This is a genomic window from Bradyrhizobium sp. AT1 (genome assembly GCF_001590795.1).
In the GTDB taxonomy this organism is placed as follows: Bacteria; Pseudomonadota; Alphaproteobacteria; order Rhizobiales; family Xanthobacteraceae; genus Bradyrhizobium.
Map to the genome: position 1 here is coordinate 4,365,209 of NZ_JXDL01000001.1, position 11,331 is coordinate 4,376,539.

11 protein-coding genes are annotated in these 11,331 nt (G+C 65.4%); 10 read left to right on the forward strand and 1 reads right to left on the reverse strand.

Annotation, left to right across the window (positions count from 1 at the left end):
• Nucleotides 1-128 precede the first annotated feature (128 nt).
• The 5 genes from SE92_RS20350 to SE92_RS20365 all read left to right on the forward strand — a co-directional run bounded on the left by SE92_RS20350 (nt 129) and on the right by SE92_RS20365 (nt 4,282).
• The gene (locus tag SE92_RS20350) at nt 129-1,100 is read left to right on the forward strand and encodes an ABC transporter permease (RefSeq protein WP_063197840.1); all 972 of its coding nucleotides are present in this window, start codon (nt 129-131) and stop codon (nt 1,098-1,100) included.
• A complete protein-coding gene (locus SE92_RS20355) occupies nt 1,097-1,936 on the forward strand; it encodes an ABC transporter permease (protein WP_063197842.1) in 840 nt (279 codons plus the stop codon). Before SE92_RS20350 ends, SE92_RS20355 begins: the two co-directional genes overlap by 4 nt.
• Entirely contained in the window at nt 1,937-3,559 is a 1,623-nt protein-coding gene (locus SE92_RS20360) for an ABC transporter ATP-binding protein (RefSeq protein ID WP_063197843.1), read from the forward strand.
• A 340-nt stretch (nt 3,560-3,899) separates the two neighbouring features.
• Nucleotides 3,900-4,076 carry a hypothetical protein gene (locus SE92_RS36770; protein WP_198172715.1) on the forward strand — a complete coding sequence of 59 codons (177 nt, stop codon included), beginning with the start codon at nt 3,900-3,902 and terminating at the stop codon, nt 4,074-4,076.
• Nucleotides 4,073-4,282 (forward strand): hypothetical protein, encoded by a 210-nt coding sequence (locus SE92_RS20365; protein ID WP_063197845.1) that lies wholly within the window; start codon nt 4,073-4,075, stop codon nt 4,280-4,282. Before SE92_RS36770 ends, SE92_RS20365 begins: the two co-directional genes overlap by 4 nt.
• Nucleotides 4,283-4,321: 39 nt before the next feature.
• Here the strand turns inward: SE92_RS20365 and SE92_RS20370 are convergent, their stop codons facing one another.
• Nucleotides 4,322-4,606: a hypothetical protein gene (locus SE92_RS20370; RefSeq protein WP_063203658.1), complete on the reverse strand. Its 285-nt coding sequence runs from the start codon at nt 4,604-4,606 to the stop codon at nt 4,322-4,324.
• Nucleotides 4,607-4,800: 194 nt separating this feature from the next.
• On the opposite strand from SE92_RS20370, the gene SE92_RS20375 reads away from it, so the two are divergent.
• The 5 genes from SE92_RS20375 (at nt 4,801) to hemA (ending at nt 11,188) form a co-directional block, all read left to right on the forward strand.
• Nucleotides 4,801-5,121, forward strand: a complete 321-nt coding sequence (locus SE92_RS20375) for a hypothetical protein (protein WP_063197847.1) — start codon at nt 4,801-4,803, stop codon at nt 5,119-5,121.
• A gap of 224 nt (nt 5,122-5,345) precedes the next feature.
• The gene (locus tag SE92_RS20380; protein ID WP_063197848.1) at nt 5,346-6,071 is read left to right on the forward strand and encodes an outer membrane protein; all 726 of its coding nucleotides are present in this window, start codon (nt 5,346-5,348) and stop codon (nt 6,069-6,071) included.
• Nucleotides 6,072-6,238: 167 nt separating this feature from the next.
• Nucleotides 6,239-8,392, forward strand: coding sequence for a methyl-accepting chemotaxis protein (locus SE92_RS20385; RefSeq protein WP_063197850.1), 2,154 nt, complete (start codon nt 6,239-6,241; stop codon nt 8,390-8,392).
• A 203-nt stretch (nt 8,393-8,595) separates the two neighbouring features.
• On the forward strand, nt 8,596-9,657 hold the full coding sequence (locus SE92_RS20390; protein ID WP_063197852.1) for an MBL fold metallo-hydrolase: 1,062 nt from the start codon (nt 8,596-8,598) through the stop codon (nt 9,655-9,657).
• Between the two features lie 301 nt (nt 9,658-9,958).
• On the forward strand, nt 9,959-11,188 hold the full coding sequence (hemA, locus tag SE92_RS20395) for a 5-aminolevulinate synthase (protein WP_063203659.1): 1,230 nt from the start codon (nt 9,959-9,961) through the stop codon (nt 11,186-11,188).
• The last annotated feature ends 143 nt before the right edge of the window (nt 11,189-11,331 follow it).

The window sequence follows — 11,331 nt, forward strand, 5'->3', positions numbered from 1 at the left end:
TCTCCACGAGTCCAACTGCTGATACGCTCGCGGAGAGTCCCCCTCACCCAACCCTCTCCCCGCAAGCGGGGCGAGGGAGTCGCTCCGTCTCCGTGGCTCCAGGTCACATCACCAATATGACTGTCTAGATGCTCTCCTTCGTTGCCCAGCGTGTTCTCAAGGGCGTGATCGTCCTGTTTGCGATCGTCGTCCTCAATTTCTTCCTGATCCGGCTTGCGCCCGGCGACCCCGCGGTCGTGATGGCGGGCGAGGCCGGCGCTTCCGACCAGGTCTTCGTCAAACAGCTCCGGGAGAAGTTTGGCCTCGACAAGCCGCTGCCGGAGCAGCTCTTCATCTATGTCAAGGGCGTGGTCAGCCTCGACCTCGGCTTCTCGTTCCGCCAGCAGGCCCCGGTCGCGAAACTGATCGGCGAGCGGCTGCCGGCGACGCTGCTGCTGACGCTGACGGCCTTCGCGATCTCGCTCGCCCTCGGCGTCCTGTTCGGCACCTTTGCCGCGCGCTTTGCCGGAACCTTTCTCGACACCGCCATCACCGTCTTTGCGCTGATCTTCTACGCCATGCCGCTGTTCTGGGTAGCGCTGATGGGGATCCTGTTGTTCTCAGTCACCATGGAATGGCTGCCGAGTTTTGGTTACGAGACGGTCGGCGCCAACCTCACCGGCCTTGCCCATGCGGTCGATGTCGCAAAGCACCTGATCATGCCGGCGATGACGCTCGGGCTGTTCTTCATGGCGACCTACACCCGCATGACCCGCGCCTCGATGCTGGAAGTGAAGCGACTCGACTTCGTCAAAACCGCGCGCGCCAAGGGCCTTAGCGATGCCGTGATCCAGCGCCGCCACGTGCTGCGCAACGCGCTGCTGCCCGTGGTGACGCTCGCCGGCGTGCATTCGGGAACGCTGATCGGCGGCGCCGTCATCACCGAGACCGTGTTCGCCTGGCCCGGCATCGGGCGGCTGATGTACGACGCCCTGCTGCAGCGCGACTACAATCTGCTGCTCGGCGTCTTCGTGATCTGCTCCGCCATGGTGCTGATCTTCAACCTCATCACCGACCTCGTCTACCGACTGGTCGATCCGCGCATTGAATTCGCTTCATGAAACAGTTCTGGACATCGATGCTCAAAAGCCCAAGCGGCGTCATCGGGCTCGTCATCCTCCTGCTCGCGATCTCCGTCGCTTTGTTCGGACCGATGCTGTTCCCGAACTCGCCCTGGCGCATGGTGCAGCGGCCGTTCCTGCCGCCGTTCACGCTGTCGACCGTGCCGCTCGGCACCGACGCGCTCGGCCGCGACGTATTCGCCGGCATGATTTTCGGCGCACGGGTGTCGCTCCTGGTTGGCCTCGTCTCGACCCTGGTCGCGCTGGTCGTCGGCATTCCCATCGGGGCCATGGCCGGCTATTTCGGCGGCAGGGTCGACGATGCCCTGATGCGCTTCACCGAGTTCTTCCAGACCATTCCGAGCTTCGCGCTGGCGATCGTGCTGGTCGCGATCCTGCAGCCCTCGATCTACTCGATCGTGACCTCGATCGCGCTGGTGAGCTGGCCGCCGGTGGCCCGCCTCGTGCGCGGCGAGGTGCTGTCGCTGCGCACGCGCGAATACGTCCAGGCCGCGATCGTCACCGGCCAGAGCAACAGCTGGATCATCCTGCGCGAGATCCTGCCCAACGCGCTGTCGCCGGTGATCGTGCTGGCCTCGCTGATGGTCGCGACCGCGATCCTGCTGGAATCCTCGCTGTCTTTCCTCGGCCTCGGCGATCCCAATCTGATCTCCTGGGGCTACATGGTCGGCGCCGGCCGCACCGTGATCCGGCAAGCCTGGTGGATCACCGTGTTTCCCGGCGTCGCCATCCTGATCTCCGTGCTCGGGTTGAACCTGATCGGCGAAGGCCTCAACGACGCGCTCAATCCGCGCCTGTCGCGGGAGGGCCGCTAGATGACGACCGCCCCGCCCGCCGTCTCCATCAAGAACCTCAGGATCGCGCTGCCCAAGGGTGCCGAACGTCCCTTCGCCGTCGACGGCGTCTCGCTGGAATTGCATCCCGGAAAGATCGTTTGCGTCGTCGGCGAGTCCGGCTCCGGCAAGTCAATGTGCGCCCATGCGCTGATGGGCCTGCTGCCCGATACGGTGTCCATCGGCTCGGGCGAGATCCAGTTCGAAGGCCGCGACCTGCTCAAGCTCGACGACGCCGGCTGGCGCGACCTGCGCGGCCGCCGCCTCGCCATGATCTTTCAGGAGCCGATGACCGCGCTCAATCCCTTGATGCGGATCGGTGACCAGATGGCCGAAATGTTCGAGGCGCACGGCCTGCTGACGCCCAGGGAGCGACGTGCGCGCGCGCTGGCGCTGGCGCGTGAGGTCGGCCTGCCCGACCCCGAGCGCATCGTGCGCGCCTATCCGCACCAGCTCTCCGGCGGCCAGCGCCAGCGCGCCATGATCGCGATGGCGCTCGCGCTCGAGCCCGCGGTGCTGGTTGCGGACGAGCCGACCACCGCGCTCGACGTCACCACACAGGCGCAGATCCTCAAGCTGATCCGCAACCTCCAGCGCAACCGCAACATGGCGGTGATGTTCATCACCCATGATTTCGGCGTGGTCGCCGATATCGCCGACCAGGTGGTCGTGCTCCGCCACGGCAAGGTCGTGGAGGAAGGCCCGGCGGCGACCGTCTTCAGCGAGCCGCAGCACGACTACACCAAGGCGCTGCTCGCAGCTGTCCCCTCGATGGACCCGCCGGCGCGAAGCCCCCTCGATGACCAGGCCAAGGCGGTCGAGGTGATCGGGCTGGACAAGACCTATGTCACGTCAGGCGGCTGGTTTCGCGAGGACCGCCGCGTCGATGCCGCGCGCGCGGTCAATTTCGACATCTTCAGGGGCGAGACGCTCGGCCTCGTCGGCGAGTCCGGGTCCGGCAAATCATCGGTGGCGCGCCTCGTGATGCGGTTGATCGAGGCCGACCGCGGCACGGTGCGGATCGGCGAGACCGATCTCACCTCGCTCTCCGGCAAGGCGCTGCGCATCGAACGCCATCGCATCCAGATGATCTTTCAGGATCCGTTCGCCTCGCTCAATCCGCGGCGCAAGATCGGCCACATCATTGCCGACGGCCCGATCGCGGCCGGCACTGATCCCAAAGCTGCCTTCGACCGCGCCCGCGATCTCCTGAAGATGGTGGGGCTCGATGCCGGCGCGCTGGAACGCTATCCGCACGAATTCTCCGGCGGCCAACGCCAGCGCATCGGCATCGCCCGCGCGCTCGCGCTCGAGCCCGAGATCATCGTTGCGGACGAAGCCGTCTCCGCGCTCGACGTCTCCGTGCAGGCGCAAGTCTTGAGGCTGCTCGAAGACCTCAAGGCGCGCCTCGGCCTGTCCATGCTGTTCATCACCCACGACTTACGCGTCGCCGCCCAGATCTGCGACCGCATCGCGGTGATGCAGCGCGGCGCCATCGTCGAGCTGAAGCCGACGGCGCAGCTGTTCGCCGCCCCCGAGCACGCCTATACGCGCGAGCTGCTGGCGGCGGTGCCGGGACGCAAAGAGCGCGCGCCTGCGGCGTGATCGAACGCGTGCGGCAGCCACATTCGAGATCGTTCCAAAACTTGCGCGCCGCCGAACGAGAAACATTTTCGGTTGAGCGGCATTTGCTTGGCGAGACTGTCCTTTGCTGGCCGCAGCAAGGGGAAAATTTGTCACTGCCCTCGCGCGTTATGAGGCGGTACGCGGCCTCGCAATTCGCGCGAGAGAACAACCGGGACATCGGACCGCCGGAGTGCGATCACGCGCTTTTGTTCCGACGTGACCGGCTGCGGCGTTTCGAAGGCGAAACGGCGCCATAGATCGAAATGGAATGATCCTCGTCATCTGATGACGGATTTGCCAACTGATATTCGGAGCCACCATGGGCGAAGTTATTCATTTTGTCTCGAAGTCCGAGCGCGAGCGCGTGCGCCTCATTCAGGAGGCCCGCGCCATCTACGACAGCATCTTCCCATCGGCTGATCCGGCCAGCGAGGAGCAGGACAAGGCAGCGATCGGCCGCCGCTTCATCGGCCGCGACGGGAGTAACCTGTCGTGATCAAGATCATCGCCGTGCTCTGCAGCCTCGCCTCACCGACCAATTGTCACGAGCAGATCGTCACCACCTCCGACTTCGCCGAGGTCTCGGTGCAGTCCTGCCTGATGGGCGCCCCGCAGCTCGCCGACTGGATGAGCCAGCATCCGGCCGAGCGGCTGGCGGCATGGCGCTGCGTGATCGGCCAACAGGCCCGGCGGGGAATCTAGCCATTCCCGCCTCGCCGATGCCGGCCGGCCAGCATCGCGCTATCGGGTGGTGTTGCTCCAGGTCGGAACGGAATTGGTCACGCCGACCGACGGCCAATTGTACGATCCGATCGACGGTGCCGTGACCGTGCCGACCGGCTGTCCTGACGACCCGTAGGACGCCCGCGGCTGCGCAGCGGATGCTGGTGCGCCGCCATAGCTCGGCGCCACCGCGCCTGTGCTGTAATGCCGGCTCGATCGCGCTTTCTTGGCTTCAGCTGCGAAAGGCGTGGCAAGCAATCCGGTCGTGATGAGCGCGGCAATGGCGAATTTGATGGCTTTCATGGCTGATCCTTTCGGCCGCTGCACGCCCCGCCATTCCATCTGTACATTGGCCGGACGATGTCCATAGGTCTCGGTTCATAACTCCGTGCGCGGACGAAGGTGCCGAGCGCGGGAAGCTCGCATCCGACGCCTTCGGATGGACCCGAATCAGCGTTAGTGCATTGCGTCCAGTGACTTCCCTGGACGCGAGCAGCATGACCGGCCCTGAACTGAAGCAACTCCGCAACGACCTCTCCGATGCCCTCGAGCGCAAGCTCACCGCGGCCGACATGGCAAAGCTCTGCGGATTGCCGGAGCAAGGCGGCGGCGACACCATCCGGCGCTGGGAAGTCAGCGGCCCGACGCCGTCGGCGACCAAGGTGCTGCGCGTGCTCGCGATGGCGAGCGAGCGTTACCCGATCCTGGAGAAGTTCGACATTTTCGATCGCCACGACGTGCGCGAGGAGGATCGGCCCGCAAAGCGCGCCGCGTTCCGCCAGCAGATGCGCGATGAGGCGCGACGGCGTCTTGGTTAACGAAGCCCGCGCAGAGGTTACCGGCAGGCCTTTACGTTAAGCCTTCCTTCAGCATTTCTTAAGCCGGCATTAAGCACGAAAATCATTTACGGCCCAATAAGTTAGGTTGGCTCCTGCTGTGCCACGGATGTGACAGCATTTTCGTCAAAAGCGAGCTATCTGCAAAACCAACGCGGCGCGGAAAGCGCGCCTCCCGGGGACATTGAGTGCTGGAGTTCAGGACGATGAAGAAGATTCTGTTTGCGACCGTTGCGCTGCTCGTGGTGGGCGCGGCTGCGCCGGCCGTCGGTGCCGATCTCGGCAACCGCAACTATTACAAGACGCCCGCACCGGCCTATGCCGCGCCGATCTACAACTGGACCGGCTTCTATGTCGGCGGCCATGTCGGCGGCGCCTTCTCCAGCGACAACAATTTCAACGGCCTCTCCACCGGCAACAACGGCAACGGCCGTTTCCTCGGCGGCGTGCAGGCCGGTGCGGACTGGCAGTTCAACCCGAACTTCGTGGTCGGCGTCGAAGGCCAGTATTCCTGGCTGTCCGGCAGCGTCGGCGCGGTGTTCCCGGGCGGCATCGCCTACACCAACGACCAGCGCGGCCTCGGCTCGATCACCGGCCGCGTCGGATACACCTGGGGCCCCGGCCTGGTCTATGTGAAGGGCGGCTACGCCTATTCGAACAACAACGAGAAGGTGACCGTCGGCGGCGTGCCGGCCGCCTTCGTGATCACCGGCGATCACCGTAACGGCTACACCGTCGGCGCCGGCCTCGAATACATGTTCGCCCCGAACTGGTCGGCCAAGGCCGAGTACCAGTACTACAATTTCGGCGACGCGAGCTTCACCGGCGGTCCGCTCACGGGCACCGGCAGCTTCACCACCGACGACCACACCATCAAGGCGGGCGTCAACTACCGCTTCAACTGGGCAAGCACGGGCGTCGCGCGTTACTGATCGGTTACCACAACTTTACCATGACGATGCGGCCGGCGATCTCGCCGGCCGTTCTTTTTTCGCCCTGCGGAACGTCCGCAAGCGTTTGCGGAGATTGCGAATTTTTAACCGGCAGCGCCGATACTGCCGGCCACAAATAGAAGCAAGAATGGTTGGGGGAATTTTCGATGGCGATCCGTCTGGGCGTTGGCCGTTTGCTTGGTCGATTGAAGCCGCGATTCAAGATGCCGACATGGGGCGTGCGGGGCAGCCTGTTCGCGGCCTTCGCGGTGATCGCGGGCATGGGCCTCGTGATCTCGGCCGGCGCCGGCCTCGTGCTGCAGAATCTCGGCGGACGCATGACCGAACTGAGCGGGCGGGACATTCCGCGCCTTGCCGCCAGCCTGCAATTGTCGGCACTGAGCGCGAGCCTTGCGGCGCAGGGACCGGCCCTGCTCGCGGCGCAAACCGAGGACGCCCTGAAAGAGCGTACCGCCAAGCTCAAGGAGCTGCAGGAGCAGACGCAGAAGAAGCTCAACGAGATCATCGAGTTCGGCGGCGACAAGACCGTCGTCTCCGGTCTCAGCGAGACCATGAAGAGCATCAACGAGGCGGCGCAGAGCCTGGCCAAGGCCGCCCGCGAACGGCTCGATATCGCCGCCCTTCACGACAAGCAATATGACGCGCTGCGCAACGCGCAGGGCGCCTTCGTCGGCGCGGCCAGCCCGGCGATGCTCGACGCGCAGACCCGGGTCAACGCCATTCTCGGCTCGGCCGATTTGTCCGCCGCGGATGCCTCCGACGCCGCGCAGACCGTCGGCCAGCTCGGCAACGTCGTCGCCAGCGGCAATCTCGCTGCGGCCGACATGAGTGCGGCGTTGTCGGCCAACACCAGCGACAAGCTCGACGACATCCAGAAGGAATTCAAGACGGCCCAGGGCCGCCTGCGCTCCAACCTCGATCTGTTGCCCGACAATCAGGGCAACAAGATGCTGCGCGAGACGGCGGAGAAGCTGCTCGCACTCGGCACCGGCAAGACCGGCGTGTTCAATCTGCGTGAAAAGGAACTCGATTCCGTCGACTACGGCCAGACCATCCTGGACGAGACCCGCAAGCTCAATGTCGGCCTCGGCATCAGCGTGCAGCAGCTCGTCGACGGCGTGCAGAAGGAGACCAACATTTCGACCTCCCAGGCGCAGCAGGAGATCTCGCTCGCGACGACCGCGATGCTGGCCTTCGGGGCCTTGATGCTGGTCGGCTCGGCGCTGTTCGTCTGGCTCTATGTCGGCCGCAACATCCTGCGCCGCATCCGTGAGCTGCAGCGCGCCATGCAGCTGCTGTCGGCCGGCGACCTCGACACCGAGATCGTCCGCTCGCGGCAGAACGACGAGATCGGCGTGATGAAGGAAACGCTGACCGTGTTCCGCGACAGCATGATCGAAGCCCGCGCGCTCGCCGGCGAGCAGGAAAAAGACCGTGTCGCCAAGGCCGAGCGGGCCGCGCGCATGGAAGCCAAGATCGCCGAATTCGAGAACACCGTGCGCGCCGCGCTCGACAATCTGGCGCAGTCGGCCAACTCGATGCAGTCGACTGCGCAGAGCATGTCGACCACCGCCGACCAATCCAACGCGCTGGTCAACGCGGTTGCCTCCGCCGCCGAGGAGACCTCCGTCAACGTGCAGACCGTATCCTCCGGCACCGAGCAGCTGTCGTCCTCGATCGAGGAGATCAGCAAGCAGGTCGTGACCTCGGCTGCGATCGCCAAGAAAGCCGTCGACGAAGCCGGCGCAACCGACGCCACGGTGCAGAGCCTCGCCGACAGCGCGAGCCGCATCAGCGTCGTGGTCGATCTGATCCAGACCATCGCCTCGCAGACCAACCTGCTCGCGCTCAACGCCACCATCGAGGCGGCGCGTGCGGGCGAGGCCGGCCGCGGCTTCGCGGTGGTCGCCTCCGAGGTGAAGAGCCTCGCGAGCCAGACCGCCAAGGCGACCGAGGAAATCCGCACCCAGATCGCCAGCATGCAGGACATCACGACGTCGGCGGTCGGTGCCATCCAGGGCATCGGCCGGATCATCGGCGAGATCGACAACGTGACCACGACGATCGCGGCCGCGGTCGAGGAGCAGGGCGCCGCCACCCGCGAAATCGCCCGCAACATCCAGCATGCGGCCGGCGGGACCAGCGAGGTCTCCAGCAACATCGTCGGCGTCTCCACCGCCTCGGCCGAGGCCGGCGCCGCGGCGAACGAAGTGCTGGGCGCCTCCGACGCGCTCCGGCGCGAAGCCGACATGCTGCGCGGAGAGATCGACGCCTTCCTCAACAACATGCGGGCGGCGTAAGGACGCCGTCCCGTAGACTCCGGTCCTGTAGCCCGGATGGAGCGCAGCGTAATCCGGGATTCGTGCCCCAAGCGGGGAAGTCCCGGATTGCGCTGCGCTCCATCCGGGCTACGGAAAAATGCTCCGGAATGACCGCCATGCGGAGACCACGCCCCGCCCTTTTTCGGCTGGCGCGCCGCCCGCGGCGGGTTTAAGCCGGTAGCATGAACGCGAAAACCGACAATGTGCAGTCCTCGGCCGAGGCCCTGCGCTATCCCTGGGAACAGCATCCCGGCCACGACGAGATCGTCGAGGTCCGCCCCGGCGTGTTGTGGGCGCGGCTGAAGCTGCCGTTCCGCCTCAACCACGTGAACATCTACCTGCTCGCCGACGGCGACGGCTATGCGATGGTCGATACCGGCTTCGGTAATGAGGAGACGATCGAGGCCTGGACCAAGCTGTTCGACGGACCGCTGAAGGGCGTCACCATCACGCGCCTGATCGTCACCCATTCCCACCCCGACCATGTCGGACTTGCGGGCTGGGTCGTCGAGCGGTTCAACTGCCCGCTGGTGATGTCGCAGGTCGAATATCTGCAATCGGTCTATCACCAGAACCGCGGCACCGCGGAGCGGCAGGAAGCGCAGCGGCTGTTCTTCCGACGCCACGGCATGGACGAGTCGCTCACCGAGAAGCTGCTGGGCCGCGGCCAGGATTATCTCAAGCGCGTCTCGGTGCTGCCGCCCTCCTACCGCCGGATCTCCCATGGCGAGGACGTCGTGATCGGCGCGCGCCGCTTCAAGGTGATCACCGGCGGCGGCCACGCGCTCGACCAGGTGATGCTGTATTGCGCCGACGACAAGCTGTTCCTTTCCGCCGACCAGGTGCTGAGCAAAATCTCACCCAATGTCAGCGTCTGGGCGGTCGAGCCCGACCAGAATTCGCTCGGCGAGTACCTGGCCTCGCTCGCCAGCCTCACCACCACTCTTCCCTATGACGTGCTGGTGCTGCCAGGCCACGGCGTGCCGTTCTACGGATTGAAGACCCGCATCAAGCAGCTCGCCGATCACCACGAAGAGCGCTGCCGCCTGATCGCGGAGGCCTGCCGCGAGGTGCCGCAGACCTCGCGCGCCTTGGTGCCTGTCGTGTTCAACAAGCATGTGCTCGACGAGCACCAGATGGGCTTTGCCGCCGGCGAGCTGGTCGCCCACGTCAACTACATGATCGTCGAGGGCCGGCTGACGGCGGAGACCAAGGACGGCGTGCTGCAATTCCGGACGACGTGAGCATTGTCGTCACCTCGCCCCGCTTGCGGGCGCGACCGGCTCGGCCATCACGGACGGAGCGCGCCACATGGACAAAATGTCCAAGCCGGATGCAACGGTCCCTGCTGTCCCCGGGAGCCCCGGTCCGCGCCGGCGTGTGCGTGTTAGGCGTTTGATCCACATCAACTATCGCCGACGATAGGCCGCTATCAATATACCCGCGCCCCTCGCCACAAATGTGGGCGGGCGCATGGACATTGGAGCTGGAAAAGCTCTAAAAATGAGCGGCCGCCGTGGCCGGGTTCCGTTGCAGGTTTTGCCGATGGATTACAACCAGTTCTTCGATTCCGCCCTCGATCGTCTCCACGCCGAGCGACGCTACCGCGTGTTCGCAGACCTCGAGCGCACGGCCGGCCGATTCCCGCACGCAGTCTGGCACTCGCCCAAGGGCAAGCGCGACGTCGTGATCTGGTGCTCCAACGATTATCTCGGCATGGGCCAGCACCCGAAGGTGGTCGGCGCCATGGTCGAGACCGCGACCCGCGTCGGCACCGGTGCCGGCGGCACCCGCAACATCGCCGGCACGCATCATCCGCTGGTCCAGCTCGAGGCCGAGCTCGCCGATCTCCACGGCAAGGAAGCCGCGCTGCTGTTCACCTCGGGCTATGTCTCGAACCAGACCGGCATCCCGACCATCGCCAAGCTCATTCCGAACTGTCTCATCCTGTCGGACGAGCTCAACCACAATTCGATGATCGAGGGTATCCGCCAATCGGGCTGCGAGCGGGTCGTGTTCCGTCACAACGATCTGGCGCATCTCGAGGAGCTGTTGAAGGCCGCCGGTCCGAACCGGCCGAAGCTGATCGCCTGCGAGAGCCTCTATTCCATGGACGGCGACGTCGCTCCGCTCGCCAAGATCTGCGATCTCGCCGAGAAGTACAACGCGATGACCTATGTCGACGAGGTTCACGCCGTCGGCATGTACGGTCCGCGCGGCGGCGGCATCGCCGAGCGTGACGGCGTCATGCACCGCATCGACGTGCTGGAAGGCACCCTCGCCAAGGCGTTTGGCTGCCTCGGCGGCTACATCGCCGCCAACGGCCAGATCATCGACGCCGTGCGCTCCTATGCGCCGGGCTTCATCTTCACCACCGCGCTGCCGCCGGCGATCTGCTCGGCCGCCACCGCCGCGATCAAGCATCTGAAGACTTCCAGCTGGGAGCGCGAGCGCCACCAGGATCGCGCCGCCCGCGTCAAGGCGATCCTCAACGCCGCCGGCCTGCCTGTGATGTCGAGCGACACCCACATCGTGCCGCTGTTCGTCGGCGATCCCGAGAAGTGCAAGCAGGCGTCCGACCTGCTGCTCGAAGAGCACGGCATCTACATCCAGCCGATCAACTATCCGACGGTCGCCAAGGGCAGCGAGCGGCTGCGCATCACGCCCTCGCCCTATCACGACGACGGCCTGATCGATCAACTCGCCGAAGCCCTGCTGCAGGTGTGGGACCGCCTCGGCCTGCCGCTGCGCGCAAAGTCGCTGGCGGCGGAATAGGTCTCGCTTCCACCCTCCCCTGGAGGGGTCCGGGACGAGCGGAGCTCGCCCGTGGGTCGGCTCACATTGAGCGCAGCGAAATGTGAGACGGGGTGGGGTGACGGTGTCTCCTCATCCAACAGTGCCCGAGTGGATAGATCACC

Excerpts from the sequence above, each read along its gene's own strand:
- SE92_RS20350 (WP_063197840.1), top strand. The coding sequence starts at position 129 with ATGCTCTCCTTCGTTGCCCAGCGTGTTCTCAAGGGCGTGATCGTCCTG.
- SE92_RS20355 (WP_063197842.1), top strand. The coding sequence starts at position 1,097 with ATGAAACAGTTCTGGACATCGATGCTCAAAAGCCCAAGCGGCGTCATC.
- SE92_RS20360 (WP_063197843.1), top strand. The coding sequence starts at position 1,937 with ATGACGACCGCCCCGCCCGCCGTCTCCATCAAGAACCTCAGGATCGCG.
- SE92_RS36770 (WP_198172715.1), top strand. The coding sequence starts at position 3,900 with ATGGGCGAAGTTATTCATTTTGTCTCGAAGTCCGAGCGCGAGCGCGTG.
- SE92_RS20370 (WP_063203658.1), bottom strand. The coding sequence starts at position 4,606 with ATGAAAGCCATCAAATTCGCCATTGCCGCGCTCATCACGACCGGATTG.
- SE92_RS20375 (WP_063197847.1), top strand. The coding sequence starts at position 4,801 with ATGACCGGCCCTGAACTGAAGCAACTCCGCAACGACCTCTCCGATGCC.
- SE92_RS20380 (WP_063197848.1), top strand. The coding sequence starts at position 5,346 with ATGAAGAAGATTCTGTTTGCGACCGTTGCGCTGCTCGTGGTGGGCGCG.
- SE92_RS20385 (WP_063197850.1), top strand. The coding sequence starts at position 6,239 with ATGGCGATCCGTCTGGGCGTTGGCCGTTTGCTTGGTCGATTGAAGCCG.
- SE92_RS20390 (WP_063197852.1), top strand. The coding sequence starts at position 8,596 with ATGAACGCGAAAACCGACAATGTGCAGTCCTCGGCCGAGGCCCTGCGC.
- hemA (WP_063203659.1), top strand. The coding sequence starts at position 9,959 with ATGGATTACAACCAGTTCTTCGATTCCGCCCTCGATCGTCTCCACGCC.